At 46.5% G+C, this 20832-nt stretch carries 22 protein-coding genes; 5 read left to right on the top strand and 17 right to left on the bottom strand.

All coding sequences use genetic code 11. The features are described from left to right. Positions 1–2: 2 nt before the first annotated feature. From PRUTH_RS08170 to pilV (PRUTH_RS08180), 3 genes are read right to left on the bottom strand one after another with little or no spacing between them, the layout of a single operon-like run. The gene (locus PRUTH_RS08170) at positions 3–491 is read right to left on the bottom strand and encodes a pilus assembly PilX family protein (RefSeq protein ID WP_151173022.1); all 489 of its coding nucleotides are present in this window, start codon (positions 489–491) and stop codon (positions 3–5) included. Beyond that, the gene (locus tag PRUTH_RS08175; protein ID WP_045978206.1) at positions 485–1501 is read right to left on the bottom strand and encodes a PilW family protein; all 1017 of its coding nucleotides are present in this window, start codon (positions 1499–1501) and stop codon (positions 485–487) included. The genes PRUTH_RS08170 and PRUTH_RS08175 overlap by 7 nt, the downstream gene beginning before the upstream one ends. After that, a complete protein-coding gene (pilV, locus tag PRUTH_RS08180; RefSeq protein WP_022945258.1) occupies positions 1491–2030 on the bottom strand; it encodes a type IV pilus modification protein PilV in 540 nt (179 codons plus the stop codon). Before pilV (PRUTH_RS08180) ends, PRUTH_RS08175 begins: the two co-directional genes overlap by 11 nt. Before the next feature lie 375 nt (positions 2031–2405). On the opposite strand from pilV (PRUTH_RS08180), the gene PRUTH_RS08185 reads away from it, so the two are divergent. Continuing rightward, entirely contained in the window at positions 2406–2930 is a 525-nt protein-coding gene (locus tag PRUTH_RS08185; protein ID WP_151173724.1) for a GspH/FimT family protein, read from the top strand. A gap of 440 nt (positions 2931–3370) precedes the next feature. On the opposite strand, the gene PRUTH_RS08190 is transcribed toward PRUTH_RS08185, so the two are convergent. The 13 genes from PRUTH_RS08190 to murJ all read right to left on the bottom strand — a co-directional run bounded on the left by PRUTH_RS08190 (position 3371) and on the right by murJ (position 18099). After that, the gene (locus PRUTH_RS08190) at positions 3371–3838 is read right to left on the bottom strand and encodes a type IV pilin protein (RefSeq protein ID WP_082079247.1); all 468 of its coding nucleotides are present in this window, start codon (positions 3836–3838) and stop codon (positions 3371–3373) included. Further along, on the bottom strand, positions 3838–6852 hold the full coding sequence (locus PRUTH_RS08195; RefSeq protein WP_257220910.1) for a PilC/PilY family type IV pilus protein: 3015 nt from the start codon (positions 6850–6852) through the stop codon (positions 3838–3840). Before PRUTH_RS08195 ends, PRUTH_RS08190 begins: the two co-directional genes overlap by 1 nt. A gap of 17 nt (positions 6853–6869) precedes the next feature. Next, positions 6870–7352 (bottom strand): pilus assembly PilX family protein, encoded by a 483-nt coding sequence (locus tag PRUTH_RS08200; protein WP_045978208.1) that lies wholly within the window; start codon positions 7350–7352, stop codon positions 6870–6872. Then, a complete protein-coding gene (locus tag PRUTH_RS08205; RefSeq protein ID WP_045978209.1) occupies positions 7340–8329 on the bottom strand; it encodes a PilW family protein in 990 nt (329 codons plus the stop codon). Before PRUTH_RS08205 ends, PRUTH_RS08200 begins: the two co-directional genes overlap by 13 nt. Before the next feature lie 12 nt (positions 8330–8341). Next, entirely contained in the window at positions 8342–8908 is a 567-nt protein-coding gene (pilV, locus tag PRUTH_RS08210; protein WP_151173023.1) for a type IV pilus modification protein PilV, read from the bottom strand. A gap of 107 nt (positions 8909–9015) precedes the next feature. Further along, on the bottom strand, positions 9016–9732 hold the full coding sequence (locus PRUTH_RS08215; RefSeq protein ID WP_022945265.1) for a LytR/AlgR family response regulator transcription factor: 717 nt from the start codon (positions 9730–9732) through the stop codon (positions 9016–9018). After that, positions 9713–10762 carry a sensor histidine kinase gene (locus tag PRUTH_RS08220; RefSeq protein WP_257220911.1) on the bottom strand — a complete coding sequence of 350 codons (1050 nt, stop codon included), beginning with the start codon at positions 10760–10762 and terminating at the stop codon, positions 9713–9715. The genes PRUTH_RS08215 and PRUTH_RS08220 overlap by 20 nt, the downstream gene beginning before the upstream one ends. Before the next feature lie 17 nt (positions 10763–10779). Beyond that, a complete protein-coding gene (ispH, locus tag PRUTH_RS08225; RefSeq protein WP_151173024.1) occupies positions 10780–11709 on the bottom strand; it encodes a 4-hydroxy-3-methylbut-2-enyl diphosphate reductase in 930 nt (309 codons plus the stop codon). Further along, a complete protein-coding gene (gene fkpB / locus PRUTH_RS08230; protein WP_045978213.1) occupies positions 11706–12149 on the bottom strand; it encodes an FKBP-type peptidyl-prolyl cis-trans isomerase in 444 nt (147 codons plus the stop codon). Before fkpB ends, ispH begins: the two co-directional genes overlap by 4 nt. Then, positions 12142–12639 carry a signal peptidase II gene (gene lspA, locus PRUTH_RS08235; RefSeq protein WP_022945269.1) on the bottom strand — a complete coding sequence of 166 codons (498 nt, stop codon included), beginning with the start codon at positions 12637–12639 and terminating at the stop codon, positions 12142–12144. The genes fkpB and lspA overlap by 8 nt, the downstream gene beginning before the upstream one ends. A gap of 20 nt (positions 12640–12659) precedes the next feature. Beyond that, the gene (ileS, locus tag PRUTH_RS08240; RefSeq protein ID WP_151173025.1) at positions 12660–15482 is read right to left on the bottom strand and encodes an isoleucine--tRNA ligase; all 2823 of its coding nucleotides are present in this window, start codon (positions 15480–15482) and stop codon (positions 12660–12662) included. 21 nt (positions 15483–15503) lie between these two features. Next, positions 15504–16457: a bifunctional riboflavin kinase/FAD synthetase gene (ribF, locus tag PRUTH_RS08245; protein WP_045978216.1), complete on the bottom strand. Its 954-nt coding sequence runs from the start codon at positions 16455–16457 to the stop codon at positions 15504–15506. Positions 16458–16518: 61 nt separating this feature from the next. After that, positions 16519–18099: a murein biosynthesis integral membrane protein MurJ gene (gene murJ, locus PRUTH_RS08250; RefSeq protein WP_151173026.1), complete on the bottom strand. Its 1581-nt coding sequence runs from the start codon at positions 18097–18099 to the stop codon at positions 16519–16521. A 325-nt stretch (positions 18100–18424) separates the two neighbouring features. On the opposite strand from murJ, the gene rpsT reads away from it, so the two are divergent. Further along, entirely contained in the window at positions 18425–18685 is a 261-nt protein-coding gene (gene rpsT / locus PRUTH_RS08255; RefSeq protein WP_022945273.1) for a 30S ribosomal protein S20, read from the top strand. A gap of 65 nt (positions 18686–18750) precedes the next feature. Here rpsT and PRUTH_RS08260 read toward each other — a convergent pair whose 3' ends face one another. Further along, positions 18751–19134 carry a response regulator gene (locus PRUTH_RS08260; protein WP_022945274.1) on the bottom strand — a complete coding sequence of 128 codons (384 nt, stop codon included), beginning with the start codon at positions 19132–19134 and terminating at the stop codon, positions 18751–18753. Positions 19135–19299: 165 nt separating this feature from the next. Between PRUTH_RS08260 and PRUTH_RS08265 the strand changes: the two genes are divergently transcribed. The 3 genes from PRUTH_RS08265 (at position 19300) to smrA (ending at position 20772) form a co-directional block, all read left to right on the top strand. Beyond that, positions 19300–19725, top strand: a complete 426-nt coding sequence (locus PRUTH_RS08265; RefSeq protein WP_151173027.1) for a hypothetical protein — start codon at positions 19300–19302, stop codon at positions 19723–19725. Between the two features lie 115 nt (positions 19726–19840). Further along, positions 19841–20065, top strand: a complete 225-nt coding sequence (locus tag PRUTH_RS08270; RefSeq protein ID WP_231658063.1) for a hypothetical protein — start codon at positions 19841–19843, stop codon at positions 20063–20065. Between the two features lie 113 nt (positions 20066–20178). Then, positions 20179–20772 (top strand): DNA endonuclease SmrA, encoded by a 594-nt coding sequence (gene smrA / locus PRUTH_RS08275; RefSeq protein WP_151173028.1) that lies wholly within the window; start codon positions 20179–20181, stop codon positions 20770–20772. Positions 20773–20832: the final 60 nt, after the last annotated feature.

Genomic DNA, 20832 nt, shown 5'->3' on the forward strand with positions numbered 1-20832 from the left:
ACTTACTGGCTCGATATACTTGCCATCTCTTGGGCTAACCCCGAGACAACAGTCACGTTATGCCTATTCGATTTACCATACTCAACGCGACTTCGCAGACTCAGCATATTGCATTTTATACCTGGTGTTGGGTTGGCTCTGGGTGGACAGTCCAAGTCTTGGGGGCCGTCGTTATTGTGAAATAATCGCAGCGATGCTTGTGCTCCTGCAGGCTCAAGCTGGACAAACTCGTCGCCACCGGCGTTAAATTCACCTCGGTTGAAGTAAAGCGCGCTTACCGTCGCTGCCTTTTGCTTTTCATCGAACACCGCGCGCTCCGAGTCAGCCAATGCTTGCTCACTGGCAACATCATAATCTTGAGCGGCATTCACAACTTTCATATCCACACTGCTTGCACTCATAAGGGTTACCGCGATACCGGATACGATAAGCACCATGACTAAAGATGCGATAAGTACGACCCCACCTTGATATTGCTGCGTATTCACCATGTTTCGACCTCTGCATTACGTACTTGAACAGTGGATACATAAACGAGACGACGGAAATTATCATCAAAGCTTAAACGTCGCTCAGTTCCACCTTCCCCACCTAAGATGTATGTTTGGTTTGTTTTACTCATATTTCTATCTGACTCTGTGGCCCGTACTAGCGCAAATAGCTGCACAGTTAACACTTTAGAGCTTACTTGTTCCCACTCTGAGGCGCTCATTTGCGCTGCGCTTAAATACGTATCGACGTTGCGGTCACCGTTATTATCCAGCCCGTAAAGAAGACGAATATTCTCCACTCCCTCAAGTACCGACTCTGTCACCATCCCCCCTGTTGGCGTAAGGCGTTTTCTCATCAGTACGGGGACAGTAACGGTTTCATCCCCTGACTGATACGACTGCTCATTGATGTAGTAAACATGGTGGGTATAGCGCCATACCGATCCATTCATATTGGCAGGAGTGGCAATTGCACCGTCCCCTATGAAAATGCGAGCTGAGGATATATCTGTTTCTATATAGTAATCATTATTATTGGTTGCCTGACCCGTTACATCGTCTCCAGCGACACGCTTGATTTGGATAATGTCGCTGTCAGCGACCGCGTCATCTATGCACCCTAAATTAGCGCCAGCCACAGCCGTGACACTATACAAGTATTTAAAGCTGCTTGGACTGTTAACAGGGAAACTGGCATTATTCAGCCCAGCGGTGCAATCATTGCCTGGATTGACCACCCCAGTGACATCGACACTACCGGTACTGAGAGAACTCATTCCGTAAGTGCCCCAGAATCCCGCCATTTCCAAGTCGCGACTGATAATATCTAAGGCCATTCGGCCGGTTTCCTGTAGTTCACCCATTTCGACGGTATCGGACGTCGTTGTTTTCATACTTACATACGTAAACATGACACCGCCTAGAAGGAATAAACCCACAACCATGGCGACAATTAACTCAACCAGTGTATAACCATGGGCTTTATTTAAAGGAATAGAATTAGCGAACATAGGCGAATGACTCCAAAGCGAGGGCTCTTCGTTGATTGCTCTGACCACCGCACTCATCTTTGCTTTGAACAATATCCCCGGTGCTCGCGAGTTCTTGGCGAGATGCCCAAGAAACAATGACATCGATATCTAGCTGTTCGCCATTGACACGTGTATCAACACAAACAGTGGCATCGGCTAATGCACCAGTGTTTTCCTGAGCTCTTATTGCCCGGCGCCACTGTTCGATATCAAATGCGGCAAGTGCGCCTGAACCACAATTAGCATTGATACACGAGGCATAATTAGCAGCAACAGGATCGTCGCTTGAGACGGTGACGTTATATGCTCCCGCCATTGCTGCTAGTGTATTGGCTTTAATGCGGCCAATAACATCATGAGCAACACCTAACGCAGCAGAGCGCTGCATAGAATCGTAGGTGGCTTGCTTAGCTTTGGCTTGTAGCGCAACTGCACCCAGTAAACCAAAGACAAGCACAATAAAAGCTATTAATGTTTCTAGTAAAGTGAAGCCATTTTGCTCTCGCATAATAGTTAAACTCTAATTTGCAACTTCATAGTTAACATTCTAGTAACTGATGCAAAAGCCACAACTGAAAGAGATGCTAACGGTGCGAAATCAGTCATGAGCGGCACCCTAAATTGATAAATAACCCAGTATAGGAACAGCAACAAGCCTATTTTACTAGGTCATTATCACTAACCTACTTATCGCAACTATCTACTCACTGATTACGTAAGCAGCCCAATAAAAACTAAGAGGCTAGACCAATAGAATATGGTCACAGTATTCACCTACTCTAAACTCCACAGCGCTGAGGTCTTTGCATGGGAACAAAGTTAATGACATGTATAATCAAAATGATATGATTGTTTCTAAATAAAAAACACGGATTTTACAACAATGGAGCTACGTAAATTTCAGTCCGGTGTCACCTTGTTAGAATTACTGGTGACTTTAGGTATTGTTGGCATCGTTGCGACAATCACTCTCTCCGATTCAACAGATCTAATAGCAAGCGATAGGGCTGAAAATCAATTACACGAGCTGAAACGCCAGTTGATGTTCGCAAGAGCCAAGGCTACCTCAACAGACGCAACTATCGTGGTATGCCCCCTTAGTGGTGCCAGTTGTAGTAATGATTGGCAAAATAATGCTGTGGCGATATTTGTAGATGATGATGATAACGGCCAGTTTGGCGGTAATGACACTTTATTGAGGGAAATGAAAACCGTCCCGGCCAATGACACTCTTACATATTCTGGAAACAGCCCGATAAGGTTCGACGCTACCGGAAGAGTCGGTTTAAACCAAAATGGAGACTTTGCCTACTGCCCTAGCGCCGGCAATGATTCAGAGCGTACCTTAACTCTTACGCAGTCGGGAAGCACTTTGTATAGGGGGAGCACTAACTCGGGCTGTGTCTAGCACTGACAAACTTCCCTTTGTAATAGGCTAAAGAATAGGGTAAGTGGGTTTTTAACAGTAAGCATATCCCCATTACTCTCTTACCCTTTACTATTCAAACGTAGCCAAGTCTTTTGTGAGAAAAATATCTCTTACAATAACATAACCGCCCACCACACTCGCTCATAAGTATATGAGCCATCTCGAAGAAGCCATTAAAGTTAACTAACACTCCCTTAAACGCGATCATTGACCCAGATACTTCTAGACAATGGAGTTACCAATGGCTTGGTGAGTTTAACCGTGGAGCATTTGACTTATTTGTCGAGAGCGTTGCTTTTTTGTGGTGGGCTTATTGACTTAATCGCGTCAAGATCTGTGCAGTGTAAAGTTTAAAGCAAGCGAACCGCTTATACTTAATCGCGGTTCGCTTGAAACAGCTTAAAATGGTCAATTAAATATTAGTTACCCCAACATTCATCGATACGACTGGAAACCGAGGAAACTGTAACTCCTCTTCTTCCTGTGTCGGTAACGGTAAACCCGCCACAATCTGAATCTTTCAGAGCTGGGCCCGAGTAAGGTTCAGCAGTCACAATAAAAGCTTGTGCGCTATCTTGCAGCGCAATGGAGATTGAATAATAATCAGACTCGGTCAAGGTATTAACACCAACCCCTGTTAGATCGCTGGTATAAACACGGTTATCTACATAAAACTGCTCGAGCCTGTTAGCTGTTTCTAAAACTGCACTCATCGCTTCAGCTCTTGCGGCTTTACGCACATGCTCGGCATAGCTTGGATATGCAACAGCAACCAAAATTCCCACTATTGCTACCACAATCATGACTTCAATAAGAGTAAAGCCCTGTCCTGCGCTATGTTTTACTGATTTGGAGCGGATTTTCCAACTCGAAATACGTTCACTCATTAGTTGCCTCTATTCTCTTCAAGACGATAAATATAGGTTTGTTGGGTTTTCAAGCTAATGCCTGCTGGCGAAGTATAGAGCTCAATATCATCACCTTTAACGACCGGTGCTGGCCCTTGAACTTTTTTCGGCTCTATCACGTTGCTTTTAGTGACTATTCGCGCCTCAGAGCCTCCCTTGTCGTTTTCCATCCACACGACCGTTGGCGTATCTGGAATTGAATCCCCCGCAGGAATTTTCAAATTGTTATACACTTTCGTGCCATAGTGTAAATGGAATGCATAAATGCCACCTTCACCACCACCCAAAGAACATTGGTTTTTCGTACTATCCTCTGATCCTGGAATAAAACTACTAAAGTAAGCCACTCCACCAACAACCGTCGGTGCTGCTAACGATTTCTCTCCGACACCTAGGCTGTAATACCAACCATCAAAGTTGTTGCCAAGTTTGTATTCCAACTCCATAAAGCCCTCCACATCGTCAAGTTTAGCTGCGAACTTATCATCATTGACGTTCATTAAATCGCCAAACGTCACAGGAGCAGGAGTATTATCTTTAAATGACTGCGTAATCACGTTTTCATCACGGATCATAAACAGCATATCACTGACCGATGTTGCCAAAGGTTCTGGACGATTACCACTGCCTAGCAAGATCGCATCATAGGGCGTTGATTGTCTTGTATAGCTTGTAGTGGTTTTACCGTCCTCCTCTATTTCAGTAGAAACCACTTTACTGAAATAAGTTCTTGCCACCATGGGTTTATAGAAGAAACGACGGTCACTCCCCGCTGTTGCACCTCCTAGGGAAGCAAGTTTAAAGTGTGTCCAAGGTGTTTCACTACTTGAAGGATTGTCTCCAGGCAAATCAAATCGCCAAACGTCACCACCTGTATCAGACGCATAGAAGCGGTCAACATAACCATCATAATCGGAGTCTAAGTATGAGATATTTGATGCGATGCTGTGACTACCGGTGAAACCATTCTTTGAGGTTTTTTTCCACACTAGCTTTCCCGATTCAGCATCAACAAGGAAAATACCTACTCCTTTCGTATCTGAGGAGCGTGTTACATTGTCTTTGTTAGTATCGTAACCGGCGCCAAATGCTAGTAATGGTTTTCCCTTGTATTGATGATGATTTACGTAGACAACTTCCATTCGTGACCAAGATTGACCCATTTCGGCAAAGTCTCCATCACCTGATGAAATGGTCCAAAGCAACTCTGGTTTATCCTTGTTCGACAAATCCAAAGCGTAGTAACTACTGCCACCACGTCGCATGCCGAAAAATGCCCATACCTTATCACCATCTTCAACGACACCATTGCCGTTTTTATCATCAAAGTGAACAGATATTGGCCCATCCATTCCATACAGCTTGCCAGTATCATTATTTTTTAACGGCTTGATGATGTCGAATAGCTCCGAAGGAATAAATGCCCAGCTCTCGCTCACTGTATTGGCTTGCTCATCGTCTTTAAACATATGAACATAACCGGCATTAGTTCCCACTAAGATACGTACATCACCACCATAATCTATCGCTACAGGCTTGGAGTGCAGTGGGTCGCCCATTATAGCGTCGCGCTTTTCGGTCACATCACCGTCACTGTCATCGTCAAATGCATCCTCACCAAGAGACCACTTGATCAATTTTTTGACATCTTGATTGCTGGTAGAGCCAAAAAGACCTCTTAATGCTTTTTCAGCTTTTTGCGATCCCCCAAGCCCTTCATGCATTTTTTGAAAGTCAAAAGGGGTTAGCCCTCCACCTGTGTCGGTGTAAACTGTTCGACTACTTGCTCTGACGAGCGCCCCATTGACTCCACCGCGATGCACTACAGCTCCATCGTTATCTTCACCATCTGGTAACCAGTAAGTGCGGGCATTCTTTTTAAGAGTACCTGTTGTATCATCCAACGCACTCACTTGGTTAGAATCTAAGACATCATCACCACTTACTCTCAATTTTTTAAGGTTACCTGACCAACGCGTTCCTTCATCAGGATAAAACATTGCGTAATATAAAGAGTCGCGGCTACGTGTTCTGTCGAAGTTATTACTAGCGATAGCAGGGGAGGTAAACGTATCGTTAACCTCTCGGATTTTATTAATTGTATTTTCTAGCGCCTCGCTTAACTTGTCACCGGTTTCGGCATGTATATATTGTCCTCCACCTAATTTGGCTGTTTGCTCTAGTAACTCTTTACCGTCAGCGGACATACCATTACCAAAGCCTATAGTATAGGTACGGGCGAAATCTTTTACTTTGGAGGTAGTGCTATACAAATCGATATTGATATTTTCATCGGCATTATCTGAGCCAAGCCCGTACATCGACTTCGCGAGAATATGTAATGAGCTACCGTGCAACTCGTTAGCCTTGTACCCAAATATTTCCTTGTGCAGATCCTCAATAGTACCGTCTCTATCGTTATCACTGGTTGGGTCACCGTCGGTCATTAGAATCATGTTAATAGAGTTATCGCAACGGGCATCTGTATATTTAGAAAATGGCGATATATAGTTATCACCTAACTCAACACTGGTATCACGGTTGTCAGCCCATTTAGCTTGGTCAACTTCACCACCAGTTAAGTAGCGATAAGCTTCATATAAAGTCTCTTCAATAGGTGTATTGCCGCCATCTTCTAAATCGTCTATTTCATTCTTTATTTTAGATGCGCTTGAGCCTAAACCGGCAACTACATAACCACCGTAATTACTCCTTAAACGCATTAAGCCAAAATCGATGTCCGATTTATTCTTTTCCACCAAGTCTGAAATAGCCGTTTTGGCAACATCCATACGGGTCGTACAGTTACTGCAATTATTGCCCGTTTGCGCATCTCGCCCCATACTTCCAGAGGTATCGAAAACTACAATAACTCTCGGCTTTTCCTCGGTTTTAACATTACTATTCACATAGAGTTTAATATCTTCAGCCTGAGCACTATGACTTACTGCCATTAAAGCAGCTGCAATGCCACTGTATTTAAATGCCTTCACTATCCTTGCCCTTTCATTTATTGAGTCTTATTAATATCCAGTAGCTCTTGAGCTATACCGCTAGAAAGGGCTACATCATGAGAGCTTTTTCCACCGTAGTTTAACGTGGTATCTAATTGCATTATGTTACACACCACACCCTCGGTATAATCAAACCTTCTAGGGCAGTTAAGCGTCGCCGGCCCTGGGTTCATATTCGTTAGCGTTGACGTACTCGCGTTTCCTGTAACGTTCAACGATACAACATCATTGCTTTGCGCAAATTGAGCTAAAGTCCATAAAAAGCGACTATCAGTGCCTCTATTTACTTCGCTTGCAATCGCCGCCTCTACTTCACCCATCAACTGGTGGTCAGCACGTTCTCGTTCTTGAGCCGCATTAGTTGTCTTTATATCTATACTAGAGCTGCTCATAAGAGTGACGGCAATACCTGTTACTGCCAGCAACATGACTAGTGCTGCAACAAGCACAATCCCTCGCTGAGTCGCTATATTGACCATAAGTTTGCTCCTACATTTCTGAGCTGTATTGTTGATGTGAATACTGCGCGACGAAAATTGTCATTGAAATTCAAAGTGCGACCATTTACCCCACCCAGCTGATAGGTTTGGTTTACAATATTGGCGCTAGGGTCAGGCTGTAAAGCTCGTACCAGTACATTAAGTTGAATCGTCAAAACCTGAACTCCTTGTTGAGCCCAGTCCGCCAATTGCATCTGATTTGCACTCCTGTAGCTATCTACTCGATTATCACCGTTGGTGTCTAAGCCAAAGTTTAAGTAAATGTTCTCAACCCCTTCCATCACTGTCTCTGCACGCATACCTGCCGTAGTGAGACGCCTGCGCATGAGTACAGGTATTGTTAAGTTTTCTCCGTTTACAACGAAGGTCTGCTCGTCAACGTAGTAGACATTATGTGTGTATGGCCAAATTGTCGCATTAGGCTTGGGGAGAGCACCTAAGGCGCTGGTGGTAAACTGCGCTTCATTATGAGCCGCCACGAAATAATATCTATTTCCCTGCATCCCGCCGGGCAACGTGTTATTTCCTTCCAAGCGCTTAACCTGAATGATGTCTGAGTTATCATTCGGAGATGTTAGGCAACCAAAATGATCCGCTCCCGTTGACGTTAAAGCAAATACAAATAAGAAAGGTACATTAGAGCCATCGGGAAATGAGCCGTTGTTTGGACCACTAGCACACTCAGCTGCCGGAGGTGGCAATGTTTGCGTATTGCTGGGTGTCAGGCCTTTTTCATAAAAAGTTCCCCAAAAGCCGGCTTGCTGAATATCTGAAGAGATAATTTCGAGGGCCAGCCGTCCGGTTTCCTGCAATTCGCCAATCGACATAGTGTCATTCGTGGTTGCCTTCATTCCCACATAGGTAAACATGACGCCTGCTAAGATGACTGCTCCAACAAGCAAGGAAACCATCATTTCTACAAGAGTTAGGCCCAGTTGTTTAGTTCTTGATTCCATCAATAATACTCCCTAAGGCGCTCTTAAATGAACAGAGCTGTTTAACACTAGTGCACGTCGCTCTGAGTTATTATCGCCACAATTAACACCGCCGGTGAGCCCCCCATTTAGAGATTGGCGGCCTTCCCAAGTAACAACGACTGTAAGCTGAACTTCGCTGGTTACGGGGCCATTAGTTCTATTCGGGCTAATACAAACCACAGCATTATCCAGCGTACCGCTATTTTCTCGAGCTCGAATTGCTCTTTGCCACTGAGCACGATCGAAAGAAGCCAATTGCTCTGGTGAACAAATGTTATTCTGGCAATTTGCAGAGTCATCAATAGCCTCAGTGCTATTAAAGCTAAAGTTGTAGAGCGTATCGGCGTTATTTACATCATTCGCTCTTATGCGTTGGATGATGTCATTTCCTAGGGCTATAGCAGCGGCTCGCTGCATGGAATCAAAGCTGGCTTGTTTCGCTTTAGCTTGAAGCGCCACAGCGCCCAGCAAACCTACGCTAAGAATAATGAATGCAATCAATGCTTCGAGCAGGGTAAAGCCAGATTGATGCGCTTGTCGCGAGTGTCTTCCTGACATGAAATGTACCTGATGTTTTAATTTTTGTTAACGGCAGGATAATGATATTGAAATTAGGAACAAGCCAGGAAGGAATAAACGGTACTATATTAGGTATGAACGGTCATTTATTGGGAACTATCACCATAGAGTAAGTCTTTGACTTTGCTCACTTCACGACGGCTCACTGGCAGTGGTTGCTCACACCCTTGTAGAAAAATTTGGTATTGGCGCTGGCTTTGCGTGAGCGATGTGACTTTATTGCGGTTCACTAAGGTATTTCGGTGCACTCTGAGTAATGTAGTGGGAAATTGCTGCTCTAGCTCTTTTAAGCTTGTATCTAATAACACTTGTGCGCTTTCGCAGACTGCCTGAGTATATTTACCATCTCGAGCGACATAAAGCACCTCATCAAGGCTAAGTGTTTTTAGCTGGTTCCCCAGTTTGTAGCTCAATTGCTGACGCTGTTTATGGTTCACTTGCGCACGATTTTGCTGACCGAGCTTATTGATGACCTTATCCAGCTCTGCCGCTTCCAGTGGTTTGAGCAAATAAGCTGTAGGCATCACTTTAAAGGCATCCAGAGCATGGTTCGGGTGGGCAGTAATAAACACGATAGCCGGGGGTAATGACTGTTCGGAGAGTTGCTGCGCGGCCTCTAAACCGTTCATTTGCGGCATTTCAACATCAATAAAGACAACATCTGGCTGTGTTTTCGCAGCCAATTCAAGCGCCTCGGCGCCACTACTAGCATAGCCGGCAATATGAATGTGCCCGTAGGTACCTAGTAGGCGAGCGACGCGGGCTTGGGCGAGCGGTTCATCATCAACGATTAATACTTTCATTAAAAGACTCCATTCTTGGGATCACAAGCTTTACTCGGTAACGACTGTCAAAGCGATGCTGACTTAATCGTGCTCTACCATGATATAAAATCGCCAGCCGTTTGCGGATGTTGGCTAAGGCAATGCCGTTGTGACTGCGTTTTGACTCGCTGTTAGCTGACACACTATTGCTGACTATCACCGTTGCGCTTTGCTCACTGAGGTACACCTCGACTTCTATCAGCGAGCCGGTCGCGCTAGCCTCCACTCCGTGCAACACTGCGTTTTCTAGTAACGGCTGCAAGGTCAAGCACGGCATAGCAATGTTATGTACCATATCAGGAATCGACCACTGCACAGCTAGGCGTGTGCCAAAGCGCCATTGTTCAAGAGCGATATAGCGCTGAGCTAACTGGAGCTCGTCATTAAGGGTACTTTGCTTTCCTACGTTCATAGCAGCGCGAGATAACGATGCCAGTGCTAATGCCGAGTCCTCTGCAGCATGGGCATCTTGATGCGCTAATTCAGCGATGGTGTTCAAGGTATTGAATAAAAAATGTGGGCGGATACGCGCTTGTAACGCGTCCAATTGAGCACTGGCGTAGGCTGAGTGCGCCTTAGCATGTTCATTATAAATGGCCATAAACTGCACGAACAGCGCAGCGACTAACGCACTAATGGCGCAGCTTTTAATTACGAACCACACTGGCGCTTGTTCGGCAAACAGCGCCAAATAACTGATATATAAAGTGGTCATGAAAGTGACAAGCACCAAAGTGCCGATCACTGCACCAGCTTGGATATTGTCACTTAATTGCGCTCTAATGCCATTCAACGCATACAGCAGAGCAAAACTAAGAGAAACAATGAACTGCACCAGCAGGCTGACCTGACCTAACACGACCCAGAAGTTTTCCAACGCACTGACACTAAAGCTAATGATCAGCGCCAATGCCTCCCCTACGACCAAGACACTTAATACCCCTCGGGTCTGACAAAGCGTGGTCAGCAGGCTGTAGCGATTGCTGTGCGGTTGCGATGCTGGTTCCACGCTTACCTCGATACTAGCTATCGTAGCTCGGCCGGTACAGCAAACACGATGTCTTCTTCACGCCCGGGGTTTTCCGTGACTTGTTCACCACCTGCACACTGCAAGTGAGCAATCACTTCTTGTACTAACACCTCAGGTGCTGATGCGCCTGCTGTCACGCCCACAGAATCAATGCCCTCAAGCCAGCTGGAATCAATGCTGCTGGCATCATCGATAAGGTAGGCTTTAGTGCCCATCTTACTGGCAAGCTCTCGCAACCGATTAGAGTTTGAACTGTTTTTGGCACCGACAACTAATAAAACATCGACCTTATCAGCTAAGTCTCGCACTGCATCCTGACGGTTTTGCGTGGCATAACAAATATCGTCTTTTCGCGGGCCGTCTATATCTGGGAATTTAGCTCGCAGCGCATCAATCACATCTGCAGTATCGTCTACCGATAACGTGGTTTGACTACAATAGAACAAGTTGCTTGGGTTTTTCACCTCAAGCTCAGCGACGTCCTCTGGAGTTTCGACCAGATAAATCCCACCTTCGGGGTTATCGTATTGCCCCATGGTGCCCTCTACCTCAGGGTGGCCATGGTGACCAATGAGAATACACTCAATCGCTTTGCGTGATGCTCGCGTCACTTCCATATGCACTTTAGTGACTAACGGACAGGTGGCATCGAATACTTTTAACTCGCGACGCTTGGCCTCTTGACGCACGGCTTGGGAGACGCCGTGAGCACTAAAAATGACGATGCTGTCGTCGGGCACTTGATGCAGCTCTTCAACAAACACGGCACCTCGGTTTTTTAAACCATTAACCACATATTTGTTATGCACGACTTCATGACGCACATAAATTGGCGCCTCAAAAATATCCAAAGCCCGCTCAACAATACTGATAGCCCGGTCGACGCCAGCACAAAACCCACGCGGGTTAGCAAGTACTATTTTCATGGGTTTGTGACCTCCAAAATTTCCACTTCAAAGGTTAACTTTTGCCCGGCTAACGGGTGGTTAAAGTCAATAGTGACCGACTCGCCAACCACTTCGCGAACAACACCAGGAAGTTCAGTACCATCGGGCTGAGTAAACGCAATGATCGCGCCGACTTGAGCCGGTGCATCACTGCCGAATTTGCTTCTATCAACATGATAAATATTGTCAGGGTTAGGCTGACCAAAGGCATCCTCTGGCTCAAGCTCAAAGCTTTTCTCATCACCAGCCGACAGCCCTAGCAAACATTTTTCAAAGTTTTCCGTTAAGCTGCCATCGCCCATGGTCAGCTTAGCCGGCTTATCGTGCACTTTAGTAGAATCCGCTGCAGAGCCATCGCTGAGCTTGATAGAGAAATGAAAAACAACCTCGGAATTAGCACCGATCACCATGTTACTCATGGGCCTGCTCCTCTTTACTGCTGGATTTAAAGGCATCGAATAATAACAGCGCCGCACCAATACAAATGGCGCAATCGGCAATGTTAAACGCGGGATAATGCCAGTCCTGATAATAGACATGGATAAAGTCGATAACATACCCATAGTGTAGTCGGTCGTAAAGGTTACCGAGTGCTCCCGCGAGCACCAATGCATAAGCACTGCCGAGCAGCTTATTGGTCGCTGGCAAGCGTTTTAGCCACCATACCAGCAGCACCGAGATAGTCACGGCAATGGCACTTAAGAACCACCGTTGCCAGCCGCCGGCATCACTGAGAAAACTAAATGCGGCACCATAATTATGTACATAGGTAATATTAAAAAACGGCAAAACATCAATGCTTTCCCGTAACGACATAGCGCTGACAACCCAAGTTTTAGTGCCCCAATCGAGCACTAAAACCAGCGCTGAAAGCGTCAGCCATATAAGCCCACTTCGCTTTGCTAACACCTTCGCTCCTTACTTACTGCTTAGGCAAACTGGCGTGTTTCGCCATCGCCCTCAACGTTAGTTACGCAACGCCCACACAGATCGTCATACTTATCGTGGGTGCCTACATCATCGCAGTAATGCCAACAGCGCTCACATTTGCTCGCCGAGGTCGCCACCACTTGTACGCCAAGCCCTGACAGCTCTGAATCCGCAATCTCTGCCGGTTTAGTACTGAGCGCTTGCACCGTTACTTTTGATGTTAACAACACAAAGCGCAGCTCTTCACCCAGGGCATCCAGTGTTGCTTTTAACGTATCGTCGGCATAAAGCGTTACCTCGGCTTGCAAGGTGGCACCGATAATGTCTTCTTTACGAGCATTTTCCAGTACTCGGTTCACGGCATCACGCACTTCTAATACGTGTTGCCACTGCTCATCAGTGAACTTACCTGATACTGCCTGAAGGCCGTTATACCATTGTCCGGTAAAGACAAACTCTTCGCGCTCACCGGGCAGTGCCTGCCAAATTTCCTGCGCAGTAAAGCTCAGAATTGGCGCCATCCAGCGGGTCATAGCCTCGGCAATATGGTACAGCGCACTCTGACACGAACGACGCGCATGAGAATCAGCCTTTGCCGTGTACTGACGGTCTTTAATCACATCCAGGTAGAATGAGCCGAGCTCTCCGGTGCAGAAGTTCATCAGTTTTTGCGTTACCAATAGCAACTGATACTCGTCATAAGCCTTAATGAGCTCTTCTTGTAGACTGGCAGCGCGAGAGACAATCCAGCGGTCTAGCTCAACCATCTCTGCCACCTCAACAAGGTCAGTCTCAGGATTAAAACCATTGAGGTTGGCTAACAAGTAGCGGCTGGTATTTCGGATACGACGATAACGGTCCGCCGAGCGCTTAAAGATCTCATCAGACACGGTCATCTCTGCGGTGAAGTCACTCGAAGCCACCCATAGACGCAAAATATCCGCGCCCATTTTATTCATCACGTCTTGCGGTGAGATAACATTGCCCAAAGACTTTGACATCTTGCGGCCTTTTTCATCCACCGTGAAGCCGTGGGTCATTACTTGGCGATATGGCGCGTGACCATGAATTGCCACACTGGTCATCAGTGATGACATAAACCAACCACGGTGTTGATCTGAACCCTCAAGGTAAAGATCGGCAGGACGCGTCAATTCGTCACGTGCATCAATCACGCAGGCATGGGTTACGCCAGAATCAAACCACACATCTAAAGTATCTTGTACCTTCACGTACTGCTCAGCATCATCACCTAATAAGGTCTGTGGCTCTAAGTCGTACCACGCCTGGATACCGTCTTTTTCTACTAGCTGCGCAGCTTGTTCAATCAATTCTGCGCTGTTAGGGTGCAAATCACCGGTGTCTTTATCTACGAACAAGGCAATAGGTACACCCCAAGTACGCTGACGTGAAATACACCAATCCGGGCGCCCCTCAACCATATTTTCAATGCGGCTTTCACCCCATCCTGGTAACCATTGAGTCTTTTTAATTTCGGCAATAGAGTCTTTACGCAGGCCGGCTTTGTCCATTGAAATAAACCACTGCGGTGTGGCGCGGAAAATAATGGGGGTTTTGTGACGCCAGCAATGCGGGTAGCTATGCTCAAGCGCATGGTGATGCAACAACGCGCCTTTCTCTTGCAACAGCTCAATCACATTAGGGTTGGCTTTAAATACGTGCTGACCGGCAAAAATAGGGGTGTCTGGCAAATAAACGCCGTTTGCACCCACTGGGTTGGCTACTTCTAAGCCGTACGCTTGGCCTGCAACATAGTCTTCTTGACCATGGCCTGGTGCGGTATGAACAATGCCCGTACCTGAGTCGGTGGTTACGTGATCAGCCAAAATAACAGGTACATTGATATCAAGGAACGGATGCGCAACGCTCAGTTTATCAAGCACTTCACCTTTAACATAACCCAAAGTGTGATAGTGCTTAAAGCCGAAACGGTCCATGCAGTCTTTGACCAACTCTGAACCCAGCACAAAACGCTGCTGCTGACCTTCATCTTCGACCTGCACTAAGGCATATTCCAAATTCTCATGTACGGCAACGGCGCGGTTTGCCGGCAGAGTCCATGGCGTTGTCGTCCAAATCGCCGTGGCTACTGGACCATTTCCTTGATGGCCCTGTGCCAAATCAAAGGCGCTAACAATGGCCTGTTGATCGACGAAGGTGAATTTCACATCGATAGCCGGTGACTGTTTATCTTGGTACTCCACTTCGGCTTCCGCCAACGCTGAACCACAGTCGGTACACCAGTGCACCGGTTTAGCCCCTTTATGCAGGTGACCTTTATCGATAATGCGACCTAGGGTGCGAATAGCATTGGCTTCGAAATCATAGTTCATTGTTAGGTAAGGCTTATCCCAATCCCCTAACACACCTAAGCGTTTGAAGTCAGTTTTTTGGCCGTCTACCTGTTTCGCCGCATACTCACGACATTTTTGGCGAAATTCCGCCACCGACACTTTTTTGCCTGGCTTACCGACTTTCTTTTCTACCATCAGCTCGATCGGTAGCCCGTGACAATCCCAGCCGGGAATATAAGGCGCATCATAATCTGAAAGCGTCTTAGACTTGATAATAATGTCTTTAAGGATTTTATTAACAGAGTGGCCTAAGTGAATGTTACCGTTCGCATAAGGAGGGCCATCATGCAAAATGAAAGACGGCTTACCTTTTTTTGCTGCACGAATTTTGCCGTACAAGTCTTGCTCATACCATTGCTTAAGCATGGTTGGTTCGCGTTTGGCCAGGTTGCCGCGCATGGGAAACTCAGTTTCCGGTAAATTTAAGGTATGTTTATAGTCGCTCATTAATCCTACTTTCCGTTCCGGCTACAGACCGCCGCTGACATCTGCGGTAGTCGATAAAGTAAAAAACTGTTTGGCCTCGATAATATCTTGATTAATTTGCGCCACCAAGGCATCAAGACCATTGAATTTGTGTTCATCGCGCAGCTTCGCTTTAAGCTGCACTTCGATAAATTGCCCATAGATGCTTTGCTGGAAGTCAAACAAGTGTACTTCCAACAAGGCTCGGGTACCGTTAAAGGTGGGCTTATTGCCCACATTCGCGACGCCGTTATAAGTGTGCGTACCCACTTTTGCTTGCACCGCAAAGACACCGCTGAGCGGACAAACTTGCCGCTTCAGGGCCACATTGGCCGTTGGAAAGCCAAGCTCTCGGCCTTTTTTCCAACCGTGAATCACGCGTCCGCTAATGGCGTAATCGTGACCCAGCATCGCTTTAGCCAGCTCTAAGTCACCGGCTCTGAGCGCTTCACGAATAGCCGTACTGCTGACTCGCGCATTGGCCTTTTTGAAGCTCTCGGTGCTTTTCACCGCCATACCGGCTGTTTCACCCATGGCTTTGAGCAACGAGAAGTCTCCACTGCGGCCTTTGCCAAAGCGGAAGTCGTCGCCCACAGTGAGTGCTTTGACGCCAAGCTTTTTAAGCAATACTTCACTAACAAATTCAGCTGCACTTTGGCTGGCAAAGCGGCCATTAAAACTCACGCAGACCACCCGCTCCACGCCCAGTTTAGCGAGTAAAGCAAGCTTATCACGTAGTCGAGTCAAGCGTGCCGGAGCCCGTTCTTTTAAAAAGAACTCTTGCGGCTGCGGCTCAAATAACATCACGGTGCTGGGTAAGTTCAGCGCGCTAGCATCACGCAATAAACCTTTTATCACCTCTCGATGACCCAGGTGCACACCATCAAAATTGCCTATGGTGAGTACACAGCCATGATGTTGGCTTCGAATATTGTGGATCCCGCGTATCAGCTCCATTTCTAAAAGGCCTTGTTTTACGCACTACGACTGACGAAAGTGCTCGATTATAATCTTTTTTTTAATGTGATTCAGTAGTTGCCACGTTTTTTATCATACTTGGGCGCACACCCATAATGAATAGCACGCCAAAGTAACAACTCATCGCCACAAAAATCAGCCCTGCCAACAAAGCGATCTGCTCATAAAAAGGCCATTGCTGCCACATAAACTGGCTTTGTAAAGCATACACCGCCGCCCCCATACAGGCAGTAGCAAATAAGCATTTGCCAGTAAAAATGACACTGTTTTTTGAAAAATGATAAACCTGCTCTTTAGCCAGCTGTCGATATAGCAATAGGGCGTTACAAGTCGCAGAGAGTGCGGTGGCCAGCGCAAGGCCCAAATACCCAATAAACGGCGCTAGCAGTAAGTTAAATACCATATTCAAAACCATGGCGATAATGCCGATGCGCACCGGAGTGCGGGTATCCTGACGAGCATAAAAGCCTGGCGCTAATACCTTAATCAGCATAAAGCTGACCAAACCAACGGCGTAGGCGGCCACCCCCAAGGACACTGCGCGGACATGATCCACCTCAGCGCTTGCGAACGCACCGTGGTCAAATAACACGGTAATAATCAACGGGCTTATTACCATCAGTCCTAGCATGGCAGGCAACCCTAGAAAGATCACAAAACGCACTCCCCAATCTAAGGTGTGCTGAAAATCAGATCCTTTATCACCGGCGTGGAGTTTAGATAAGGTCGGTAAAATCACCGTGGCAATGCCAATGCCGAATAAACCTAAAGGAAATTCAATGAGCCTGTCCGCGTAGTACAACCAGGCGATGGAGCCAGTCACCAAAAAAGAGGCTATCACGGTATCGAGAAAGAGGTTGATTTGCGACACCGATACACCGAATAACGCTGGGATCATCAGTTTTCGCACTTTGACCACGCCAGAGTCTTGCCACCCCCATCGCGGTTTCACTAGCATTTTGGCGCGGTATAAAAACGGTAGCTGAAAGGCTAATTGCACCGCCCCACCAATGAACACACCGATAGCTAAAGCGTAAGCTCCAATGCTGACATACTGATGCAAGTATATAGCGCTGCTGATAATGGCAACGTTCAACAGCACCGGGGTGAAGGCCGCCACCGCGAAGCGGTTATACACATTCAATATGGCGCCACTGAGCGCGACCAGCGAAACAAAAAATAAATACGGGAAGGTCCACTTCAACAGCGCCGAAGCTAAAATAAATTTATCGCCCTCACCTGTGCCTTGGTACCAATCAACAAACCACCCAGCACCAAACAGTGCGGCGATTATGGGCGAACCTATCACGCCAACAATGGTCACCACCAACAAGATAGTGCCTAAGGTGCCTGCCGCCCGCGCCACAAATAAGCGCACGGCATCATCACCTCGCTGCTCCTTGATTTCACTGAGCACTGGCACAAAAGCTTGGGCAAAGGCCCCTTCTGCAAATAAACGGCGTAAAAAATTGGGAATGCGATTAGCAAATAAGAATACGTCGGCAGCCGCATTAGCTCCTAAAAGGTTTGCCACAACGGCGTCACGCACTAAGCCCAGTACGCGCGATATCATGGTCATGGCGCTGACTATCATGCCAGAACGAAATAAACTGTTAGCCACATATCCTCACTGAGGCAAACGATAATGGCGGCATTATGCCAACAAATAGGCAGCGAATACAGCGCTGGTGGTTGCCTAATAGCTTTGCTATAATCCGCCGAGGTCAGAGGCCTAAACTGCAATAACAGACCAATCATTTATTTGGGTATATAGTGCGTTAACCCAACTTTGCACTGTATATATGTGTCTCCCGGTAGCCATTGGCGATTCGTTACTCCCGCAGTTTGCTTTGTCTTTTGTTAATTTGATTGACAAATTGGAAAAAAGAGGGCATAGTCCACGGCCTTTAAATATAAGCTTTATTTAAGATTGTTAGGAGCAAACCTTGGCTAACATCAAGTCTGCAAAGAAACGCGCTGTAACGAGCGAAAAACGCCGTCAGCACAACGCAAGCCGTCGTTCAATGATGCGTACATACTTCAAAAAAGTATCTGCTGCTATTGAAGCTGGCGACAAAGAAGCGGCACAAGCTGCTTTCGCACAAGCAACACCTATCCTAGACCGTTACGCGACTAAGGGTCTAATCCATAAAAACAAGGCTGCTCGCCATAAGAGCCGTCTTGCAGCGAAAATCAAAGCACTATAATTTAGTTTTTTGATAACGCAAAAAACCGGCATTAGCCGGTTTTTTTATGCCTATAATTCAAGAAATCAGACAAATTCCATGTTGGGGTAAAACTTTTTCAGCATGGCTGCTATTTTCTTTGGCGAAAACGGCTTAACCACAAACCCCTTAGCGCCTTTATCAATTGCGTCCTTAACATTATCAATTGTTGAGTGAGCGCTGACCATAACCACATTAGCCTCGGGGAGCTGACTATTTATGTCTGCAATCATGTCTTTGCCATCGCCGTCAGGCAATTCGATGTCGAGAAAGATAATATCGTACTCTTTATTCGCGCACGCAGACATGCATTGCGCAGCGTTTGCCGCCTCATCTACATTTTCAATGCCTAAATGCATTAACGTTTGATGTAAAAAGCTACGCACCGTACCCACATCATCCACGATTAAAATCGCTATATCCTCATCCATTGGACCTTCCCTAATTTGCGCCTTAGCCACTGGGGTTTAAGTTAACTTCCAGCCCTAGCCACGCTATACTAAAAAAACGTTTATATTATAGAGTCCTATATAGTTTAGGCCAAGTAAACCTGTGTGTAGAGCGTTATGGTAAAAAAAACTAAAAAGCATTCACTCTTGAAGCAAGCAGCGACGCCAAAAAGAATTAAGCGGCCGCCCTCTTCGGCAGATAACGCCTCGCAGCGCCAATCACAGCAGGATGAGCCGTCGCGCCAAGGAGCTCCGCAGCGCACCAAACCAAAGGGTAAGTTAGGCCAAATTATTTTATTTACGTTATTAGCGCTGCTGGCAATATTTATGCTGATGCCAAAACCTCAGTTGATCACTTATCAAAAGCTGGGGTTAGTGGCCAGTAGCATTTATGTGCCCACCCTACTTGGTGGCCCAACACTCGTAGATTCAGAGCTTTACCTGCAATCCATAGACGCCAACAAGGCCATGTACTTATGCCGAGATCGCACGCAAGCAGATACTTGTCATCGCTATGAAATCATCAAACAAGAAGGTTTTTTTGCAGTCTTAGTGCATCTTTTTTCAAGTTAGAAAAACTTATCCGAAAAAGATATATTTTTTCGCTTGCTTAAGGGCCTTCACGTTCGCATAATAGCGCTCCTTTTTTAACCATCACGTTGTGGAGCGATACACCTTGGACGTCAACTTGGGAATTCAGATTTTGCTTGGAGCACTGGCTATTGGCGCATTTTTTATTAGTCATGGACGCTTACTGCGCATTGGCGCAAGTGTAGCGATTGGTCTGTTATTTTTTGTGCATGCGCAACAATTAGTAACCCCCAATGGACTGACTAACATCTCCCTGGTTTTAATTAATACGTTTTATTTATTTAAGGTGTACACACAGCGCATCAGTGGCCCATCGGTTTAGCTTGAATTGGTTTAAAAATACGCAGTCAGTACTATCGAGAGTGATCATCATAGTACTGACACCGTATATTGGGCTAGTATAAAGCTAGTAGTAACCATGTAAGCGAGGTCATCATGACAGCGTCTCATAAAAGCCCAGACTCGGATCTTTTCGCAGAGCTAATGGAGGATGTAACGCCGCTCAAGCAAAACGATAAGGTAAGCTACTTCGAACCGCACACCACACCCACCCTCGCGCAACAACACAAACGTTTGGCGGCGCAGTTAGATGCAGAGTTAGATGACAACATCCTCAGCACCGAATACATTGATTTGATTGATCCACTCGATTTTATCGCCTACAAAAAAGATGGTGTACAAGACGGCGTGTACAAAAACCTTCGCTTAGGAAAATATGGCGTTGACGCCACACTCGACTTGCACGGTCAATCACTGCTTCAGGCACGCCAGGCACTGTATGAAACGGTGAGCGACTGCCACCAGCGTGACATTCGCGTATTGTTAGTGCGTCACGGCACTGGGGAGCGTAATCAATCCCAAAAAGGGCTGCTCAAAAGCTACGTCAATCATTGGCTCAAACAATTGTCCTGCGTACTAGCCTGCCACAGTGCGTTGAAGCCCCATGGCGGCCTAGGCGCAACCTACGTGCTATTAAAGAAAAGTGCAGATAAGAAATTAGAAAACCGCGAACGCCACGCTAAACGCTGAAAATAAAAATGCCGAAACCCTAGGCTTCGGCATTTTGTCCGTCGAATGTCAGTTACAAAT

This window comes from Pseudoalteromonas ruthenica (assembly GCF_008808095.1).
Classification (GTDB): Bacteria; Pseudomonadota; Gammaproteobacteria; order Enterobacterales; family Alteromonadaceae; genus Pseudoalteromonas; species Pseudoalteromonas ruthenica.

Coding starts and splice junctions, on each gene's coding strand:
- ispH (WP_151173024.1), bottom strand. CDS start 11,709: ATGAAAATAGTACTTGCTAACCCGCGTGGGTTTTGTGCTGGCGTCGAC.
- PRUTH_RS08205 (WP_045978209.1), bottom strand. CDS start 8,329: ATGGAATCAAGAACTAAACAACTGGGCCTAACTCTTGTAGAAATGATG.
- PRUTH_RS08175 (WP_045978206.1), bottom strand. CDS start 1,501: ATGTTCGCTAATTCTATTCCTTTAAATAAAGCCCATGGTTATACACTG.
- smrA (WP_151173028.1), top strand. CDS start 20,179: ATGACAGCGTCTCATAAAAGCCCAGACTCGGATCTTTTCGCAGAGCTA.
- PRUTH_RS08190 (WP_082079247.1), bottom strand. CDS start 3,838: ATGAGTGAACGTATTTCGAGTTGGAAAATCCGCTCCAAATCAGTAAAA.
- PRUTH_RS08215 (WP_022945265.1), bottom strand. CDS start 9,732: ATGAAAGTATTAATCGTTGATGATGAACCGCTCGCCCAAGCCCGCGTC.
- pilV (WP_022945258.1), bottom strand. CDS start 2,030: ATGCGAGAGCAAAATGGCTTCACTTTACTAGAAACATTAATAGCTTTT.
- ribF (WP_045978216.1), bottom strand. CDS start 16,457: ATGGAGCTGATACGCGGGATCCACAATATTCGAAGCCAACATCATGGC.
- PRUTH_RS08200 (WP_045978208.1), bottom strand. CDS start 7,352: ATGGTCAATATAGCGACTCAGCGAGGGATTGTGCTTGTTGCAGCACTA.
- fkpB (WP_045978213.1), bottom strand. CDS start 12,149: ATGAGTAACATGGTGATCGGTGCTAATTCCGAGGTTGTTTTTCATTTC.
- ileS (WP_151173025.1), bottom strand. CDS start 15,482: ATGAGCGACTATAAACATACCTTAAATTTACCGGAAACTGAGTTTCCC.
- PRUTH_RS08170 (WP_151173022.1), bottom strand. CDS start 491: ATGGTGAATACGCAGCAATATCAAGGTGGGGTCGTACTTATCGCATCT.
- PRUTH_RS08185 (WP_151173724.1), top strand. CDS start 2,406: ATGGAGCTACGTAAATTTCAGTCCGGTGTCACCTTGTTAGAATTACTG.
- PRUTH_RS08260 (WP_022945274.1), bottom strand. CDS start 19,134: ATGGATGAGGATATAGCGATTTTAATCGTGGATGATGTGGGTACGGTG.
- pilV (WP_151173023.1), bottom strand. CDS start 8,908: ATGTCAGGAAGACACTCGCGACAAGCGCATCAATCTGGCTTTACCCTG.